The following is a 19,294-nucleotide window of genomic DNA, read 5'->3' on the forward strand; positions in this document are numbered from 1 at the left end:
AGCCTTTGCCCCTGCGGCAGGGAGTGAGGACGGCCGCTGCATGGTGAGTTCACGTTGGGCGCACGAGTCCGGGAAGGCCCTCGTGGCCCCCGGTGAGACAGGTCTGTACCACCCGTCGGACGATCACGACGCCTGCGGGGTGGCCTTCGTGGCCACCATGCGCGGGACGCCGGGTCGCGACATCGTGGACGCCGGCCTGACCGCGCTGCTGAACCTGGACCACCGCGGTGCCGTCGGCGCCGAGGTGAACACGGGCGACGGCGCCGGGATCCTCACGCAGGTTCCCGACGCCTTCCTGCGCGACGTCATCGACGCCGAGCTGCCTCCCGCCGGGCACTACGCCATCGGCATGGCCTTCCTGCCGCAGGAGCCGGCGGCCGCCGACGAGGCGCAGCGCGCGATCGCCGCCATCGTCGCCGAGGAGGGGCTGGAGCTCCTCGCCTGGCGCGACGTGCCCGTCGTCGCCGACCTCGTGGGCCCCTCGGCGCGCGCCAGCATGCCGACCTTCCGCCAGCTCGTCGTCGCCGACCCGGAGCGGGCGCTGGCCGACCTCGACCTCGAGCGGCGCGCCTACCGGCTGCGCAAGCGCATCGAGCGCCAGCTCGACGTCTACCTCGCCTCGCTCTCGGCGCGCACCATCGTCTACAAGGGCATGCTGACGACGGCGCAGCTCGAGCCGTTCTTCCCCGACCTGTCCGACCCGCGCTACGCCAGCGAGCTCGCGCTCGTGCACTCGCGGTTCTCGACCAACACGTTCCCCTCCTGGCCGCTCGCCCAGCCGTTCCGCTCGATCGCGCACAACGGCGAGATCAACACGGTCAAGGGCAACCGCAACTGGATGGCCGCGCGCGAGGGCATGCTGCGCAGCGACGTGCTCGGCGACCTGACGCCGCTGCTGCCCGTCGTGACGCCGGGCGCGAGCGACAGCCAGACCTTCGACGAGGTCGTCGAGCTCCTGCACCTCGGTGGCCGCTCGCTCCCGCACGCCGTCCTGATGATGATCCCGGAGGCGTGGGAGAACCACGCCACCATGGATCCGGCGCTCAAGGCGTTCTACGAGTACCACTCCACGCTCATGGAGCCGTGGGACGGGCCCGCGTGCCTCACGTTCACCGACGGCACCCTCATCGGCGCCGTGCTGGACCGCAACGGTCTGCGCCCGGGCCGGTACTGGGTGACGGAGGACGGCCTCGTCGTGCTCGCGTCCGAGGCGGGCGTGCTCGACCTCGACCCCGCCACGGTGGTCAGCAAGGGTCGCCTCGAGCCCGGCAAGATGTTCCTCGTCGACACCGGCGCCGGACGCATCGTCGCCAACAGCGAGGTCAAGGCCGCCCTGTCGGCCGAGCGTCCGTACGCGCAGTGGCTCGAGGAGCACGCGGTCTACCTCGACCAGCTGCCCGAGCGCGAGCACGTCCGTCACACCGCCGCCTCGGTGCTCCGTCGCCAGCGCACGTTCGGCTACACCGAGGAGGAGCTGCGCATCCTCCTGACCCCGATGGCCTCCAACGGCCTCGAGCCGCTGGGCGCCATGGGCACGGACACCCCGATCGCCGTCCTGTCCGGTCGGCCGCGGATGCTGTTCGACTACTTCACGCAGATGTTCGCGCAGGTGACCAACCCGCCGCTCGACGCGATCCGCGAGGAGCTGGTCACCTCGCTCGGCGGGGCGATCGGCCCCGAGCCGAACCTGCTCGAGGACACGCCCGAGCACGCGCGCAAGCTGGTGCTCCCGTTCCCGGTGCTGGACAACGACCAGCTCGCCAAGATCGTCAAGGTCGACCGCGACCCGGCGATGATCGGCAAGTTCCGCTCCGTCGTCGTGCGCGGGACCTACCGCGTCGCCGGCGGCGAGGAGGCGCTGCGCACGCGCCTGGAGGAGATCTGCGCGCAGGTCGACCGTGCCGTCGCCAACGGCGCGAGCTTCCTCGTCCTCTCCGACCGCAACTCCGACGCCGAGTTCGCGCCGATCCCGTCGCTGCTGCTGCTCTCGGCCGTGCACCACCACACGCTGCGCAAGCACACGCGCACGCAGATCTCGCTCGTCGTCGAGGCCGGCGACGTGCGCGAGGTGCACCACGTCGCGCTGCTCATCGGCTACGGCGCCGCGGCCGTGAACCCGTACCTGGCGATGGAGAGCGTCGAGGAGCTCGCCCGCTCCGGCTACGTCGACGTGGCGCCCGAGAAGGCCGTCGCCAACCTCATCAAGGGGCTCGGCAAGGGCGTCCTGAAGGTCATGAGCAAGATGGGCATCTCGACCATCTCCTCCTACCGCGGGGCCCAGGTGTTCGAGGCCGTCGGCCTCAGCCACGAGCTCATCGACGCCTACTTCAGCGGCACCACCTCGCGCCTGGGGGGCATCGGGCTCGACGTCGTCGCGGCCGAGGTCGCCGCGCGTCACGCGGACGCCTACCCGCCCTCGGGCAACGCCACGCCGCACGAGCGCCTCGGCGTCGGCGGCGAGTACCAGTGGCGTCGCGACGGCGAGGAGCACCTGTTCGACCCGGAGACCGTCTTCCGGCTCCAGCACGCCACGCGCGAGCGCCGGTACGACATCTTCCGCCAGTACACCGGTCGCGTGAACGACGCCTCCAACCGCCTGATGACCCTGCGCGGCCTGCTCAAGCTCGACTCGGGCCGCGAGAGCATCTCGATCGACGAGGTCGAGCCGGTCTCGGAGATCGTCAAGCGGTTCAACACCGGCGCGATGAGCTACGGCTCCATCTCGAAGGAGACCCACGAGACGCTGGCGATCGCCATGAACCGTCTCGGTGGCCGTTCCAACACGGGGGAGGGCGGTGAGGACGTCGAGCGGCTGCACGACCCCGAGCGCCGCTCGAAGGTGAAGCAGATCGCCTCGGGTCGCTTCGGCGTCACGGCCGAGTACCTCACCAACGCCGACGACCTGCAGATCAAGCTCGCGCAGGGCGCCAAGCCCGGCGAGGGCGGTCAGCTGCCCGGTCACAAGGTGTACCCGTGGGTGGCCAAGACACGTCACTCCACGCCCGGCGTCGGGCTCATCTCGCCCCCGCCGCACCACGACATCTACTCGATCGAGGATCTGGCCCAGCTGATCCACGACCTGAAGAACGCCAACCCGGCGGCGCGCGTCCACGTCAAGCTCGTCAGCGAGTTCGGCGTCGGCACGGTCGCGGCCGGCGTCTCGAAGGCGCACGCCGACGTCGTGCTCATCTCGGGCCACGACGGCGGCACGGGGGCCAGTCCGCTGACGTCCCTCAAGCACGCGGGCACCCCGTGGGAGATCGGCCTGGCCGAGACCCAGCAGACGCTCGTGCTCAACAACCTGCGCGACCGCATCACGGTGCAGGTCGACGGCCAGCTCAAGACGGGCCGCGACGTCGTCGTGGCCGCGCTCATGGGCGCCGAGGAGTACGGGTTCGCGACGGCGCCGATGGTCGTCTCAGGCTGCATCATGATGCGCGTGTGCCACCTGGACACGTGCCCGGTCGGCGTCGCGACGCAGAACCCCGAGCTGCGCGCGCGCTTCACGGGCAAGCCCGAGTTCGTCGTCACCTTCTTCGAGTACGTCGCCCAGGAGGTGCGCGAGCTGCTCGCCGAGCTGGGCTTCCGCTCGCTCGAGGAGGCGATCGGCCAGGTGCAGGCGCTGGACGCGAGCGACGCCGTCGAGCACTGGAAGGCCAAGGGCCTGGACCTCGGCCCGGTGCTCACGGTGCCGCAGCCCGTCGAGGGCTCGTCGCTGGTGCGCACGCAGGCCCAGGACCACGGTCTCGACCGCGCCCTGGACAACCAGCTCATCGCCCTCAGCACGGACGCGCTCGAGAACGCCGAGCCGGTCCGGATCTCGCTGCCGGTCCGCAACGTCAACCGGACCGTCGGCACGATGCTCGGGCACGAGGTCGCCAAGCGCTACGGCGACTCCGGCCTGGCCGACGACACGATCGACGTCACCCTTACGGGGTCCGCGGGACAGTCCCTCGGGGCGTTCCTGCCCGGTGGCATCACGCTCCGCCTGCTCGGCGACGCGAACGACTACGTCGGCAAGGGCCTGTCCGGTGGACGCATCGTCGTCCGGCCCGACCGCGCCGCGAGGTTCGACCCCGCCTCGCACGTCATCGCGGGCAACGTCGTCGGCTACGGCGCGACGACGGGCGAGGTCTTCCTCTCCGGTCTCGCCGGCGAGCGCTTCGGCGTCCGCAACTCCGGCGCCACCCTCGTGGTGGAGGGGACGGGGGACCACGCCCTGGAGTACATGACCGGGGGAGTGGTGCTCGTGCTCGGCCGCACCGGCCGGAACGTCGGCGCCGGCATGTCGGGCGGCACGGCCTACGTGCTCGACCTCGACCACGCGCAGGTGAACGCCGCCGCCATCGCGTCGGGCGAGCTCCTGCTCACCCCCCTGAACGACACCGATCGGGACCTCGTGGCCGGCCTGCTGCGCCGCCACCAGGAGGAGACCGACTCGCCGCTCGCGGCGACCCTCCTCGCGGACCTGACCGGCACCCTCGACCGCTTCACCCGGATCCTGCCCGCCGACTACGCCCGGATGACCGAGATCCTGGCCGACGCCGCGCAGCGAGGTCTGGACCCGGCCGCCCCCGGCGCCTGGGACGAGATTCTGGAGGCAGCACGTGGCTGACCCGCGCGGATTCCTGCGGACCCGGGAGCGCGAGCTCCCGACGTCGCGCCCCGTTCCGATCCGACTGTCGGACTGGAAGGAGGTGCACGAGCACCGGACGGGTGACAGCCCGTACCTCAAGCGTCAGGCCGGCCGCTGCATGGACTGCGGCATCCCGTTCTGCCACCAGGGCTGCCCGCTCGGCAACCTCATCCCGGAGTGGAACGACCTCGTCTGGCGCGAGCAGTGGGACGACGCGATCGAGCGTCTGCACGCGACCAACAACTTCCCGGAGTTCACGGGTCGCATCTGCCCCGCCCCGTGCGAGAGCAGCTGCGTGCTCGGGATCAACCAGCCGGCGGTGACGATCAAGAACGTCGAGGTCTCGATCATCGACGAGGCCTGGGAGCGCGGCTACGTCGTCCCGGCCGTGCCGGAGCGGCTGACCGACTCGACCGTGGCCGTCGTGGGCTCCGGCCCCGCCGGCCTCGCGGCCGCCCAGCAGCTGACGCGCGCCGGGCACACCGTGGTGGTCTTCGAGAAGGACGACGCGGTTGGCGGCCTGCTGCGCTACGGCGTGCCCGACTTCAAGCTCGAGAAGCACCACATCGACCGCCGCGTGGCGCAGATGGAGGCCGAGGGCACCCGGTTCCGCACCGGTGTCTCGATCGGCGAGGACATCACCTGGGACGACCTGCGCGCCCGGTTCGACGCCGTGGTCGTCGCCATCGGCGCGAGCATCCCGAGGGGCCTGCGGGTCCAGGGCGAGGAGCTCGACGGCGTCGTCCCGGCGATGACGTACCTGAGCCAGGCCAACGCGGTGGTCGCGGGGACCGCGGTCCCCGACCAGATCGTGGCGACCGGCAAGAACGTCATCATCATCGGCGGCGGCGACACCGGCTCGGACTGCCTCGGCACCGCGCTGCGCCAGGGCGCCGCGTCGGTGACGACGCTCGCGATCGGCTTCCAGCCGCCTGCCGAGCGTCCCGAGGACCAGCCGTGGCCGACGACGCCGCGCGTGCTCGAGATCTCCACGTCGCACGAGGAGGGCGGCGAGCGCGAGTTCCTCGCCTCGACCGTGCAGCTCCTGGGCACCGATCACGTCGAGGCCCTCCGGGTCGCCGAGACCGACCACCTGCCCGATGGCCGTCGCGTGCCCAAGGAGGGCACCGAGCGCGAGGTCCCCGCCGACCTCGTCCTCATCGCCATGGGCTTCACCGGCCCCGACGCCGCCGGCGCGGCCGCGCAGATCGGCGTCGCGGTCTCCCCGCGGGGCGAGATCGAGCGCAGCGAGGCCTACGAGACGTCGGTCCCCGGCGTCTTCGTGGCTGGCGACGCCGGACGCGGCCAGTCCCTCATCGTGTGGGCGATCGCCGAGGGCCGCGCGTGCGCGGCCGCCGTCGACGCCTACCTCACCGGGTCGACCGAGCTTCCCGCTCCGGTCCGACCGTCCGACCGCGGGTTCGCGGCCTGACACCAGCTGTTCGCCGACCCGCCCGGGACTTCCGGTTGTCGGCACCGTCCACGACCGAACTAGGCTGAACCCCATGCGTAGAGCAAAGATCGTCTGCACCCTTGGCCCCGCGACGGCCTCCCCCGAGAAGATCCAGGAGCTGGTCGACGCCGGCATGGATGTCGCCCGCATCAACCGCAGCCACGGCGAGCCCGAGGAGCACCAGGCCGTCATCGAGCACGTGCGCGCCGCCGCCGACAAGGCCGGCCGCGCCGTCGCGATCCTCGTCGACCTGCAGGGTCCCAAGATCCGCCTCGAGCGCTTCGTCGCCGGCCCGCACCACCTCGCCGTCGGTGACGTCTTCACCATCACGACGCGCGACGTCGAGGGCACCAAGGATCTCGTCGGCACCACGTACAAGGGCCTCCCGGGCGACTGCACGCCCGGCGACCAGCTGCTCATCGACGACGGCAAGGTGACCGTCCGCGTCACCGAGGTCACCGAGACCGACGTCATCACGGTCTGCGAGGTCCCCGGACCCGTCTCGAACAACAAGGGCATCAACCTGCCCGGGGTCGCCGTCTCGGTCCCCGCGATGAGCGACAAGGACGAGGAGGACCTGCGCTGGGCGCTGCGCCTCAAGGCCGACTTCATCGCGCTGTCCTTCGTGCGCAGCGCCAAGGACTACGACGACGTCGCGGTCATCATGGCCGAGGAGAACTACAAGGCCCCGGTCATCGCCAAGATCGAGAAGCCGCAGGCCGTGGACAACCTCGCCGAGATCATCGACGCGTTCGACGGCATCATGGTCGCCCGCGGCGACCTGGGCGTGGAGCTCCCGCTCGAGCGCGTGCCGCTCGTGCAGAAGGAGGCCGTCGCGCTCGCGCGTCGCAACGCGAAGCCGGTCATCGTGGCCACCCAGGTCCTCGAGTCCATGATCAGCTCGCCCCGTCCGACCCGCGCCGAGACCTCCGACTGCGCCAACGCGGTCCTCGACGGCGCCGACGCGGTCATGCTGTCCGGCGAGACGTCCGTGGGCGAGTACCCGATCGAGTGCGTGCGCGTCATGAGCCGCATCATCGAGGCCACCGAGGAGCACGGCCTCGAGCGCATCGCGGCCTTCACCTGGACGCCGCACACGCGTGGTGGTGTCATCACGGCCGCGGCCAACCAGATCGGCAAGACGCTGGACGCCAAGTACCTGGTGACGTTCACGCAGTCGGGCGACTCGGCCCGCCGCATGTCGCGCCTGCGCTCCGAGCTGCCGCTCATCGCGTTCACGCCCGACCCGCAGGTCCGGCGCCAGCTCGCCCTGAGCTGGGGCGTGACGACCATCGTCACGCCGACCGTCCCGCACACCGACGCCATGGTCGCCTCGGTCGACAAGTCGCTGCAGGAGGGCAAGTACGTCGTGCCCGGCGACCGCGTCGTCGTCGTCTCGGGTGCGCCCGTGGGCCGCGCCGGCACGACCAACCTGGTCCAGGTGCACACGATCGGTGACGACACCGACCGCCACGCGCCCGGGCAGGGCTGAGCAGCACCCGCACCACCCAGCACCGTCTGACGGCCGGCTCCCCTCGGGGGCCGGCCGTCCGGCGTCCCGGCGGGGGAGCCCGGTCGCGCGGACTCCCCCCGATCCCCGCCGGACGCCGTCGCGACCCTAGGGTGGGCGCGTGTCCGCGCGCCCCCGACCCACGCTCACCGTCCTCGCCCTCGCCCTCGCGGCGGTGCTCGGGACGACGTCGTGCTCGCTGCTGCCGTCGGCCGGCGACGGGCCGCTGGACCCCGCGCCGAGGACGTCGAGCTCGACGTCGACCGCCGACCCGGGCGAGCCGCGCTCGGTCCCGCCGGGCTTCCTCGAGTGCGACGACCAGGACCGGTCGGACGCCACCGCGCCCGCGGGGTCGGCCGCCGTCGCCGACGTCGACCTCACGCGGTACGCGGAGGTGACCCCGACGGGGTTCGAGCCCGCGAGCGGCTACATCGAGGACCAGCCCGTCGAGGGGGACTGGACGGTGACGGCGTTCGTCCCCGTGGACCAGGCCCACAGCCTCGACGCGCTGGGGATGGTCGTCTTCCCGGAGATGGAGCTCGGGCCCCTCGAGCAGACGTGCGGCACCGTCTCGTGGGCAGATGTCGAGGCACGGGTCGCGCGGTACGACGAGCTCCGGCGGACGGTCGAGGTGGCCCCCGACGAGCGCACCACCGTCGCGGGACTCCCGGCCGTCAAGGAGACCGTGGAGATCCCCGAGGGCGGCTACACGACGGTCGCCTACTGGATCTTCGGGCGCGGTCAGGTGGCGCGCGTCTGGTGCCAGTGGGTCGAGGACGCCGAGACGATCCGGCGCGGCTGCGACGAGTACGTCGCGGGCCTGACGTTCAGCTAGACCGCGGCGGCCGCGATCCGTCGAATCGCGTCAGTGGGTGGGGTCCACCGCCACGGCCTCCATCACCGGCTGCAGCGCGAGCCACCACTGGTCGCGCGGACGGTTGAACGTCGGGTCGACCAGCTCGGGCATCCGGGTGAACGGGAGCGTCGCGAGCCGGCCGTCCCGCTGTCCGACGAACCCCCACTCGTGAGTCCCCGCGTCGAGCTGGGTGGAGAGCCAGTCGACGCAGTAGGCCGCGAGGCGGGTCGCGTGGATCCTGTCGAACGGCGTCGGGTTGCCGCCCTGCTGCAGGTGGCCCAGGACCATCGGCCGGACGTCGTACGCACCGCCCGACTCCTCGGCGAAGAGCTGGCACAGGAACTCGGTGGTGTAGCCCACCGAGGCGTTCTCGTTGCGGATCGCGAGGTGGAAGCGGCGCCCGGCGCGGAACGAGCGGCCCATGTCCTCGACGTCGTCCGCGAGGTCGGCCAGCCGCACGCCGTTCTCGTGCAGGTAGACCTTCTCCGCGCCCACCGACATGGCGCCGACCAGCGACAGGAAACCGCAGTAGCGGCCCATGATCTCGACGACGAAGCACCGCCGCGACGCCTTGGCCGACTGCTTGAGGCGGTCGACGGCGGAGACGATCTCGTTCAGCGCGGTGTCGGCCCCGATGGTCATCTCCCAGCCCGCGAGGTTGTTGTCGATCGTGGTCGGCAGGGCGATCGCCGGGATGCGGAAGCCGGGGTAGCGGTCGCGCTCGGCCAGCATGCGGTGCAGCGACTCGTACGCCCGGTGACCGCCGATCACCAGCAGCGCGTCGACCTTCTCGTTCTCCAGCGCCCGGCTCACGGCGTAGAACTGCTCGACGGTCGGGACGCTCCGGCCGGTGCCCAGCTCGGCGCCACCCACGGCGAGCCAGTCGTCGACGTCGCCCCAGGCGAGCTCGTCGATCTCGGCGTCGATGAGGCCCTGGAAGCTGCCCCGCACCCCGAGCATCGTGTGCCCGCGCGACATGCCGAACCGGACGGCCGCTCGGACGGCGGAGTTCATCCCGGGCGCGAGCCCGCCCGCGTGCATGATGGCGATCCGTCGGCTCGGAGCCACGTCGGTCGGCGCCACCTGGGCGATCCCCTCGAAGACGCGCACCATCTCGGTGAACGACGAGCCGCGCATCGCCATGGCCTCGTCGTAGCGCCCGGCGTCGATGAGGCGGGGGATCTCGCGGGTCGCCTCGACGGCGTCCATCAGCGGGGTCAGGTGCACCCGGTTGCTGCGGACCCCGACGAGCTGCGGCTCGTGGTCCGGGCCGGCCTCCAGCACCTCGAGCGCGGCGGCGTGGCCGACGAGGGTGGGCATCCAGCGGTCGTAGGCCGAGGGAGCGCCACCGCGCTGCACGTGACCGAGGATCGTGACGCGGGTGTCCTCGCCGAGCCGTTCCTCGAGCATGTCGCGCACGCCCTGGCTCGTGATCGGGGCGCCGTCGCGGTCCCTGGCACCCTCGGCCACGACGACGATGCTGTCGCGCCGCCCGGCGGCCCGGCCGGCGCGCAGACGCTCGCACATCTCGTCCTCCCAGCCGGGCGGCGGCGGGTTCTCCGGGATCATCACGTAGTCGGCGCCGCCGGCGATCGCGCTCATCAGCGCGAGGTACCCGCAGTGCCGTCCCATGACCTCCACGACGAACGAGCGCTGGTGGGAGGCCGCGGTGCTCGAGAGGGCATCGATCGCCTCGATGATCCGGTGCAGGGCCGAGTCGGCGCCGACCGTCATGTCCGTCCCGACCATGTCGTTGTCGATCGAGCCCACGACGCCGGCGATCACCAGGTGGGAGTGGCGGCGCGCGAGGTCGGGCGTGATCCGGTCGGACTCGACGAGCTCGTCCAGGAGCCCGATCCACTCGGCGCGGAAGAGGTCGGCGCCCGACAGCGAGCCGTCGCCCCCGATCACGACGAGGCGGTCGATCCCGCGCTGCACGAGGTTGGCGGCGGCCTTGAGCCGGCCCTCCCTGGTGCGGAACTCGACCGAGCGGGCCGTCCCGATCACGGTGCCGCCGCGGTGCTGGATCGAACCGACCGAGCCCCAGTCGAACCGCTGGATCGCGTCGCCCCCGTCGATCAGGCCCTGCAGACCCTCGTACACCGCATACACGTCCGCCCCCGCGCCGATCGCGGTGCGCACGACGGCGCGGACGACACCGTTCATCCCCTGGGCGTCGCCGCCCGAGGTGAGGACCGCGACGGCCGGTCGACGGCCTGAGCCCTCGTTCGACGTCGTGCCCCGGCCCGTTCCCGAGGCGGCGGTCGTGGTGCTGTCCATGCGTCATCCCTTGCTCGACCAGTGGCTCGTTCGACCCTATTCCAGCCCGTCGTACCGCACGCACCGACGAAGGTCCCGGCACGTGAACGTTGCGTTTCGTCCCGCCCTCGTCCGCGCCGTCCGGGGTGCGGGGTGCGGGGGAGGACTGGGCTAGGTTCGGACGGTGCCCCTGCCGTCCCCGCCCGCCACCGCGACCGTCGTCGGCGGCGGACCGGCCGGCCTGATCGCCGCCGAGGTCCTCGCCGGGGCGGGGCTCGCCGTCACGGTCCTCGACCGGATGCCGTCGGTGGGACGCAAGCTGCTGATCGCGGGGCACGGGGGCCTCAACATCACCCACTCGGAACCCCTGCCGGGCTTCGTCCAGCGGTACGGCTCCGCCGCCCCGCGGATCGCCCCGATGCTGGAGGCGTTCTCGCCGGAGGATCTGCGCGCGTGGTGCGAGGACCTGGGGGAGCCGACGTTCGTCGGGTCCAGCCGCCGGGTGTTCCCGCAGTCCTTCCGGGCGAACAAGCTCCACCGCGCGTGGCTCGCCCGGCTGGCGGAGCTCGGCGTCGAGATCCGGACGCGCCACCGGTGGACGGGCTGGGCGGAGGACGCCGGGCCCGACGGCGGCGACGGCGTCTCCCGGGGCGGTACCGCGACCCGGGCGCGCGCCGTCCGCGCGACGGCGGCCGACGGCGTCGAGCACGTCCTCGACTCCGACGTCGTCGTCCTGGCCCTCGGGGGCGGCTCGTGGCCGCAGCTCGGGTCGGACGGGAGCTGGACCGACCTGCTGCGGAAGCGCGGCCTGGCGGTGACGGCGCTGCGTCCCGCGAACGTCGGCGTCCGGGTGCCGTGGACCCCGCTCTACGCCGAGCGGTTCGCGGGGGTCCCGCTCAAGCACCTCGCGCTCACCGTCAGGGGCGCGGGCGCCCCCGCGGTTCCCGGCGACGCCATGATCACGGCCGAGGGCCTCGAGGGCGGCCCCGTCTACGCCGTCGGTGCCGCGATCCGCCGGGCGCTGGACGCCGACGGTCGGTGCGTCGTCGAGCTCGACCTCCGCCCTGACCTCACGGTCGCCGAGCTCGAGGCGCGGCTGCGGCGTCGTCGGCCCAAGGACTCGACCTCCAGCTGGCTGCGCCGCTCCGTGGGCCTCGACCCCGCGTCGGTCGGGCTGCTGCGCGAGGCGACGGCGGGCGCGATCCCGGGCGATGCCGGGGCGGTCGCCGCGCTCGTGAAGGCGGTCCCGGTCGAGACGAGGGGCACGATGCCGCTGGCGAAGGCGATCTCCAGCGCCGGCGGCCTCGCGTGGACCGAGGTGGACGATGCGCTCATGCTGCGGACGCTGCCCGGCACGTTCGTGGCGGGCGAGATGCTCGACTGGGAGGCGCCGACCGGCGGCTACCTGCTGCAGGCCTCGTACAGCTCGGGGGTGGTCGCGGCACGCGGGGCGCTGGCCTGGCTGGGGCGTCGTGAGACGCCTCGGGGGCGAGTGGGGGAGTGACGTCCGTCACGAGTGGGGTGCCCCGGGAGGGATTCGAACCCTCACTGTGCCGGGTTTGAGCCGACTGCCTCTGCCAGTTGGGCTACCGGGGCCCGCGGGGGACTAGGCTACCGGGGTGAGCACCGAGAACGAGAATCCCGCAGCCGAGCCCGCCGACGACACGCTCGGGGCGACCGAGACCACCTCGGGCGGCGGGATCGGCAAGGGGCGCCGCGTCGTCGTCGCCGAGGACGAGGCGCTGATCCGCATGGACGTCGTCGAGACCCTCGTGGACGCCGGCTTCGACGTCGTCGGTGAGGCGGGCGACGGCGAGACCGCCGTGCAGCTCGCGACCGACCTCAAGCCCGACCTCGTCGTGATGGACGTGAAGATGCCCGTCCTCGACGGGATCTCCGCCGCCGAGCGCATCGGCCGCGACCGCATCGCGCCGGTCGTGCTGCTCACCGCCTTCTCGCAGACCGAGCTCGTCGAGCGCGCCCGCGACGCCGGCGCGATGGCGTACGTCGTCAAGCCGTTCACCCAGGCCGACCTCCTGCCCGCGATCGAGATCGCGCTGCACCGCCACGCGGAGATCGTCGCCCTGGAGAGCGAGGTCGCCGATCTCGCCGACCGCTTCGAGACCCGCAAGCGCGTCGACCGCGCCAAGGGTCTGCTGATGACCCGGATGGGTCTCACCGAGCCCGAGGCCTTCCGCTGGATCCAGAAGACCTCGATGGACCGCCGTCTCACCATGCGCGAGGTGGCCGACGCGGTCATCGACCAGGTGGGCGAGGACGAGTAGTTCCACCCCGCTCCCGGGTGGGAGCGTTACCGCATCGTTGTGAACTGTGATGGCAGCGTGACTGCTGCGACACATTCCCGACACACAACTGCGGTGTGCTTCCTTCTACGACCGCGCCGCTACCGGGCGGCAGGCCTTGAGAAGGAGACACCCACATGAACCGATCCATCGCGCGGGTCGCGGCGGTCGCGGGCGCAGTCGCGCTCGTCCTCGCCGCATGCAGCAGTGGCGAGTCCGGTGACGACACGACCGAGTCGGGTACCGCCTCGGAGACCACCGACGGCGGTGACGCGTCCGGTGAGGGCGGCGTCCTGCACATCGGCACGCTGCTCCCGGTGACGGGTTCGCTGGCCCAGCTCGGCCCGCCCGAGATCGCTGGCGTCGACCTGGCCGTGGCCGAGATCAACGAGGCCGGCGGCGTGTTCGGCTCCGACGTCGAGGTTACCCACACGGACTCCTCCGACACCGAGAACGCGGCCGTCGCCACGGAGTCGTCGCAGAACCTCATCTCCAGCGGCGTCCACGCCGTCATCGGTGCGGCCTCCTCCGGTGTGACGTTCAACGTCATCGACGACATCACGGGTGCCGGGATCGTCCAGATCTCCCCGGCCAACACCGCGACCGACCTGTCGGGCTACAGCGACTTCTACTTCCGCACCGCGCCGCCGGACACCGTCCAGGGTGACGCGCTCGCGAACCTGATGATCGCCGACGGCGCCGCCAACGTCGCCACCATCGTCTTCAACGACCCGTACGGCACGTCGCTGCGCGACGTCGTCGAGGGCGTCGTGACCGAGGCCGGCGGCTCGCTCGTCTACGGCGCCGAGGGCAGCGAGTTCGACCCGAACGAGACGAACTACTCCTCGATCGTGGCCGACACGATCGCGTCGGGCCCCGACGCGATCGCGATCATCGCCTTCACGACGCAGACCCCGCTCATCGTGCGCGAGCTTGTGGCGCAGGGCTGGGACATGAGCACGGTGTACTTCGTCGACGGCAACCTGCAGAACTTCGGCACCGAGGGCGACATCGGCTTCCCCGAGGGCACGCTCGACGGTGCGAAGGCCACCCTCCCGGGCGCCTTCCCGACCGCCGACTTCCAGGAGCGTCTGGCGACCGTCAACGCCAACCTGAACGACTACTCCTACGCGGCCGAGTCCTACGACGCCACGATGCTCGCGGCTCTCGCGGCGCTCAAGGGTGGCGAGGCCTCCGGTGAGGCCATCCAGGCCAACATGGCGGCCGTCTCGGGCGTCGACGGTGGCACCGAGTGCACCGGCTGGGTCGAGTGCTCGGAGCTCATCGAGGCCGGCGACGACATCTCCTACCAGGCCGTCTCCGGTGTGGGGCCGTTCAACGAGGCCAACGACCCGTCGTCGGCCGCCATCGGCATCTACCAGTTCGGCCCGTCGAACGAGTACGAGTTCGTCGAGTCGGTCCAGGGTGAGGTTCCCTCCTCCTGATCCGCTGAACCAGCAGTGACGAGAGGCCCCGGTGCTACGGCACCGGGGCCTCTCGCCGTCCCCGGCAGCAACCACCCCCTCGTACGGCAGCAGGCGCCCCCTCGCGGGACGCCCGAGGTCGTCCTGACGGTCCCGGACCGCAGGGCGCGGGACGTCGTCGTCGAGGGGGTGGCTGTCGTCCCTCCGGGGGCGGTTCCGGCACGACGGCGCTCGTCACCCTGGGAGGTGAGGGGCGTCGTCGCGCGTGGCTGCGCGCGCCGGTTGAGGCACCGTCGCTGTCGACTGCAGCGACGTCGGGCAAGGCCCGCCCGCGTCAGGAGGTCCCCCTCGTTTGTCTGCAACGACCCCCTAGTACGGCAGCAAACACCCCCTGGAGCGGCAGCAACTACCCCCTCGAGCTAGTCGTGGGGGAGCAGGGTCGACATGAAGAGGGGCGCCTGGGCGCGGGACCTCTGGAGGGGGTGGTTGTTGCCCCCTTGGGGGGTGGTTGTTGACGTACCCGGGGGTGGTTGTGGGACGGACGACGACGGCGCCCGTCACCTCGGGAGGTGACGGGCGCCGTCGTGCGTGGCTGGGTGGGGTGCGCCGCGCTCAGGCACCCTTGTCGGCGTCGCGCGCGGCGTCGACGTCGGTCGCCAGGGTGCCGAGGTAGAGCTCGATGACCTTGGGGTCGTTCATGAGCTCGCGCCCCGGCCCGGAGTAGGCGTTGCGGCCCTGGTCGAGCACGTAGGCCCGGTCGCAGATCTGCAGCGCCCGGCGAGCGTTCTGCTCGACGATGATGACCGAGACGCCCGCCCGGTTGATGCGGCGGGTCCGCAGGAACGCCTCGTCCTGACGCACGGGGGAGAGGCCGGCGGACGGCTCGTCGAGCAGGATGACGGACGGCTCGGGCATGAGCGCCCGCGCCATCGCGACCATCTGCCGCTCACCGCCGGACAGGGCGCCCGCACGCTGCTTGCGGCGCTTGCCCAGCTCCGGGAAGAGGTCGATGACGGCCTCCACGCGCTCGGCGAACTTCGCCGGCGACTGGTACACCCCCATCTGCAGGTTCTCCTCGATCGTCAGGCTCGGGAAGACGTTGTTCGTCTGCGGCACGAAGCCGACCCCGCGCTTCACCAGCGAGTCCGCGCGCAGGTTGGTGATGGGCTCGCCCTTGAGGGTCAGCGACCCCGACCGGATGTTCACCAGGCCGAACAGCGCCTTCAGCAGAGTGGACTTGCCGGCGCCGTTCGGGCCGATGATGCCGACGAGCTCGCCCGGGTGCAGCACGAGGGAGCAGCCCTGGAGGATGTTGACGCCGGGCAGGTACCCGGCCTCGAGGTTGTCGGCGTGGAGCAGCGGTTCACCCGCCGGTGCACCGCGGTGCACCTGACTCGCGTCGATCGTCTCGCTCACTTGGCGTCCTCCTCTTCGGCCTCGAGCTCGGCCATGGCTTCGACATCGATGACGGTGCCCTCCTCGAGCAGCGAGTCGTCGCCGAGGTCGGTGTCGTGGTGGGCGCCCAGGTAGGCGTCGATCACGGCCTGGTCGTCCATGACCTCCTTGGGCGGTCCCTCGGCCACGACCTTGCCCTCGGCCATCACCACGACCCAGTCGGAGATGTGGCGCACCATGTGCATGTCGTGCTCGACGAACAGCACGCTCGTGCCGGTGTCGCGCAGGTCGGTGATGTGACCGAGCAGCGACTGGGTCAGCGCCGGGTTCACGCCGGCCATCGGCTCGTCGAGCATGACGAGCGTCGGGTCGGACATCAGCGCGCGGGCCATCTCCAGCAGCTTGCGCTGTCCGCCCGAGAGCGAGCCGGCGAAGTCGTCCTTCTTGGCGTCGAGCTTGAACCGCACGAGGAGGTCCATGGCCTTCTCGGTGTTCGCCTTCTCCTGCGCCCGCCACAGCGGCCGCAGGAGGGCGGCACCCATTCCCTCGCCGACCTGGTTGCGTGCACCGAGCCGCATGTTCTCCAGCACCGTCATGCGCGAGAGCGCCTTGGTGAGCTGGAACGTGCGGACCATGCCGGACTTCGACACCCGGGAGGCCGGCACGCCGGCGAGGTCCTTGCCGTCGAACGTCCACGACCCCGCGTCGGGGCGGTCGAAGCCCGTCATGAGGTTGAAGAAGGTCGTCTTGCCTGCACCGTTCGGACCGATGAGGGCGGTGATGACGTTGCGCTGCACCTCGAGGTGCGCGACGTCGACGGCGTTCACCCCGCCGAACGTGCGACGCACGCCGTCGGCCACCAGGAGCGGATCGCTCTTGGCCGCACCGGGGGTGTGGGAGACCGACGCGAGGGACTCGCGCGCGGCCGTCACGTGGAGGCTCGTGTCGTCAGCCATTGATAGCCAGCTCCTTCTTGTCTCCCAAGATCCCTTGTGGTCGGAACACGATCAGCAGGACGAGCGTGATGCCGACGAGGACGAAGCCCAGGGGCTCGATCTCCGTGGAGGTCAGGACGTTGTCGGGGATGAGGCCGCGCATGAGGCCCCGGACGAGCACGAGGGCCGCCCAGAACAGGATCGATCCCAGCACCGGACCGAAGACGGTCGCGGCACCGCCCAGCAGCAGGATGGTCCAGGTGTTGAAGGTCACCGGTCGCCCGAGCGAGTCGGGCTGGACCGAGCTCGCCAGCGAGATGACTATTCCTCCCACCGCCCCGAACACCCCGCCGAGCACCAGCGACTGCAGCTTGAACGTGTAGACGTTCTTGCCGAGCGCGCGGACGGCGTCCTCGTCCTCGCGGATGCCCTTGAGCACCCGGCCCCACGGGCTGCGGAGGAGGAGGAACACGATGAGGCACGCGAGGGCCACGAGGGCCCAGCCGACGATCCGCAGCCACCAGGAGTTGGACGCGTTCATCGGCAGCGAGATCGGGCCGAGGGTGACGAGACCGTCCTCGAACGGCGACGCCCCCTCGAACGAGTACTTGAAGCTGTTGCCGAGCAGGCCCTGGGAGCCGCCGGTCAGCTGGTTGAGGCCGACCGAGCGCCCGATGTAGCGGATGATCTCGGCCGCGGCGATCGTGACGATCGCCAGGTAGTCCCCCCGCAGCTTCAGCGTGGGCAGACCGAGGATGAGCGCGAACACGACGGCGCACGCGATCGCGATGGCGAAGGCGCCGACGAGCGGCACCCCGGCGATCGTGGAGATCGCGAACCCGTACGCCCCCAGCAGCATGAAGCCGGCCTGGCCCATGTTGATGAGGCCGGTGAGGCCGAAGTGCACGTTGAGGCCGATGGCCGCGAGGGCGTAGGCGATGGCGGTGGGGCCGGTGGCCTCACGCAGGACGTCAGTGAGCAGTGAAACGATGTCCATGAGGAATCACCTATCCGATCCGCTGGGCTCGGCCGAGGATGCCCTGCGGTCTGACGAGCAGGACGACGATGAGGATGACGAGCGCGCTGGCGTAGCGCAGGTCGCTCGGCAGGATGAGCGTGGAGAGCTCGACGACGAGCCCGATCACGAGGGCGCCGAGGAGACCACCGAGCGGCGAGCCGAGGCCACCGAGCGTGATGGCCGCGAACATCAGCAGCAGCAGGACCGAACCGAAGTTGAAGCGGGTGGAGCCGAGGTAGAGACCCATCAGCACACCACCGAGCGAGGCGAGGCCGGACGAGGCCACCCACACCCCGCGGATGATCGAGGCCACCTTGATGCCCGACGCCGCGGCGAGCGCCGGGTTGTCCGACACGGCTCGTGTGGCGCGACCGATCCGGGTGCGCTGGAGGACCAGCGCCACGGCCGCGAGAACGACGCCGGCGATCACGACCGACAGCATCGTCTGCTGCGACATCGAGACCGGGCCGAGCTGGATGCGCTCGGAGATGCTCGAGACGATCGGCAGCGGGCTGGCGCCGTAGAGCACGAGGTAGAGGTTGAGCATCGCGAGGGCCAGACCGATCGTGACGATCAGCTGCTGGGTGATCCCGACGCCGCGGCGCCGCAGCGGCGCGAAGATGCCCGCGTCGAGCAGCCAGCCGATGATGCAGCCGGCGATGGTCGCCAGGATGATCGAGGACCACAGGGGCAGGCCCCACCAGCGCACCGCCGAGAAGGCGACGAGTCCGCCGAGCGTGACCAGGTCGCCGTGGGCGAAGTTGCTCAGGCCGGTCGTGCCGTAGATGAGGTTCGCGCCGACCGAGGCGAGCGCGAGCAGGAGTCCGAAGACCAGTCCCGACAGGATGAGCTGCAGCACCCGGTTGTTGCCGGACCCGGCCGCCGCGCTCTCGCCGGCGGCGCCGGACTCGGCGTCGGGGGCGGTGGTCGCCGTCGGGGCGGACGTCTCGCCGTCGCCGCCCGCGGGGGGCGTCGTCGGGGCGGGAGCCCCGCCGGGGTCTCCCAGCGCGAACAGCGCCCCCGGGCGCTTGCCGAGGTCGGCCTGCACCGTCTTGGGGTTGCTCGCCGGGTCGCGCAGCGTCTCGCCGGCGGGCAGCGTCGCCTCGTCGAGGGTGACGGTGTACTCACCGGACTCGGTCACGGCCACGCTCCACTGGCCGGCATCGTTCGTCACCGCCTCGAAGGAGCCGGCGGGGCCCTCGACCGCGAGGGCGACGCCGACGGCGGGGTCACCTGCCGAGGTACGCAGGGTCCCCTGGATGCACGCGGTGGCGGTGTCGGGGACGCACGGGGCGGCCGCGGCGGTGGCCGGGGCTGCGACGAGTCCGAGCACCCCCACCAGGGTGGCGATCAAGAGGCCGAGCAGTGGTCCGAGGCCGCGCCGCCGGTGAGGGCGGTGCACGGCTCGCTGCGCTGTTTCCGGCACGAGCAGCTCCAAGTCGTGGGACAGATCTGACGCTTCTCGCACCCAAGGCACAAGAGGCGCTCGTGAACGTACGGCGGCC

12 protein-coding genes and 1 tRNA gene are annotated in these 19,294 nt (G+C 71.6%); 7 read left to right on the top strand and 6 right to left on the bottom strand.

Annotated features, from left to right (window positions below; translation table 11 throughout):
• The first annotated feature begins 40 nt into the window (after positions 1-40).
• From gltB to C8046_RS01675, 4 genes are all read left to right on the top strand, one after another.
• Positions 41-4,615: a glutamate synthase large subunit gene (gene gltB, locus C8046_RS01660; RefSeq protein ID WP_109227990.1), complete on the top strand. Its 4,575-nt coding sequence runs from the start codon at positions 41-43 to the stop codon at positions 4,613-4,615.
• Positions 4,608-6,068 (top strand): glutamate synthase subunit beta, encoded by a 1,461-nt coding sequence (locus C8046_RS01665; protein ID WP_109227991.1) that lies wholly within the window; start codon positions 4,608-4,610, stop codon positions 6,066-6,068. Before gltB ends, C8046_RS01665 begins: the two co-directional genes overlap by 8 nt.
• Before the next feature lie 73 nt (positions 6,069-6,141).
• Complete coding sequence (gene pyk / locus C8046_RS01670) at positions 6,142-7,581, top strand: pyruvate kinase (RefSeq protein ID WP_109227992.1); 1,440 nt, start codon at positions 6,142-6,144, stop codon at positions 7,579-7,581.
• A gap of 139 nt (positions 7,582-7,720) precedes the next feature.
• Positions 7,721-8,434: a hypothetical protein gene (locus C8046_RS01675; protein ID WP_109227993.1), complete on the top strand. Its 714-nt coding sequence runs from the start codon at positions 7,721-7,723 to the stop codon at positions 8,432-8,434.
• Positions 8,435-8,464: 30 nt separating this feature from the next.
• On the opposite strand, the gene C8046_RS01680 is transcribed toward C8046_RS01675, so the two are convergent.
• Positions 8,465-10,735 (bottom strand): 6-phosphofructokinase, encoded by a 2,271-nt coding sequence (locus C8046_RS01680; RefSeq protein ID WP_109227994.1) that lies wholly within the window; start codon positions 10,733-10,735, stop codon positions 8,465-8,467.
• A gap of 163 nt (positions 10,736-10,898) precedes the next feature.
• Here C8046_RS01680 and C8046_RS01685 point away from each other — a divergent pair, with 163 nt between their 5' ends.
• On the top strand, positions 10,899-12,218 hold the full coding sequence (locus C8046_RS01685; RefSeq protein ID WP_109227995.1) for an NAD(P)/FAD-dependent oxidoreductase: 1,320 nt from the start codon (positions 10,899-10,901) through the stop codon (positions 12,216-12,218).
• A gap of 18 nt (positions 12,219-12,236) precedes the next feature.
• On the opposite strand, the gene C8046_RS01690 is transcribed toward C8046_RS01685, so the two are convergent.
• Positions 12,237-12,310: transfer RNA gene (locus C8046_RS01690), tRNA-Leu, on the bottom strand.
• Between the two features lie 23 nt (positions 12,311-12,333).
• Here C8046_RS01690 and C8046_RS01695 point away from each other — a divergent pair.
• Both C8046_RS01695 and C8046_RS01700 read left to right on the top strand, forming a co-directional pair.
• Positions 12,334-12,999 carry an ANTAR domain-containing response regulator gene (locus C8046_RS01695; RefSeq protein ID WP_419183534.1) on the top strand — a complete coding sequence of 222 codons (666 nt, stop codon included), beginning with the start codon at positions 12,334-12,336 and terminating at the stop codon, positions 12,997-12,999.
• Between the two features lie 155 nt (positions 13,000-13,154).
• Positions 13,155-14,462, top strand: coding sequence for an ABC transporter substrate-binding protein (locus C8046_RS01700; RefSeq protein WP_109227996.1), 1,308 nt, complete (start codon positions 13,155-13,157; stop codon positions 14,460-14,462).
• A gap of 591 nt (positions 14,463-15,053) precedes the next feature.
• Here the strand turns inward: C8046_RS01700 and C8046_RS01710 are convergent.
• Genes C8046_RS01710 through C8046_RS01725 form a run of 4 tightly spaced genes read right to left on the bottom strand, consistent with a single transcriptional unit; the run spans position 15,054 to position 19,122 of the window.
• Positions 15,054-15,857 carry an ABC transporter ATP-binding protein gene (locus C8046_RS01710; protein ID WP_109227998.1) on the bottom strand — a complete coding sequence of 268 codons (804 nt, stop codon included), beginning with the start codon at positions 15,855-15,857 and terminating at the stop codon, positions 15,054-15,056.
• A complete protein-coding gene (locus C8046_RS01715) occupies positions 15,854-16,792 on the bottom strand; it encodes an ABC transporter ATP-binding protein (RefSeq protein WP_109227999.1) in 939 nt (312 codons plus the stop codon). Before C8046_RS01715 ends, C8046_RS01710 begins: the two co-directional genes overlap by 4 nt.
• Positions 16,785-17,768, bottom strand: coding sequence for a branched-chain amino acid ABC transporter permease (locus C8046_RS01720; RefSeq protein WP_109228000.1), 984 nt, complete (start codon positions 17,766-17,768; stop codon positions 16,785-16,787). Before C8046_RS01720 ends, C8046_RS01715 begins: the two co-directional genes overlap by 8 nt.
• A 10-nt stretch (positions 17,769-17,778) precedes the next feature.
• Positions 17,779-19,122 (bottom strand): branched-chain amino acid ABC transporter permease, encoded by a 1,344-nt coding sequence (locus tag C8046_RS01725; protein WP_235866029.1) that lies wholly within the window; start codon positions 19,120-19,122, stop codon positions 17,779-17,781.
• Positions 19,123-19,294 lie beyond the last annotated feature (172 nt).

It is taken from the genome of Serinibacter arcticus (assembly GCF_003121705.1).
Lineage (GTDB): Bacteria > Actinomycetota > Actinomycetes > Actinomycetales > Beutenbergiaceae > Litorihabitans.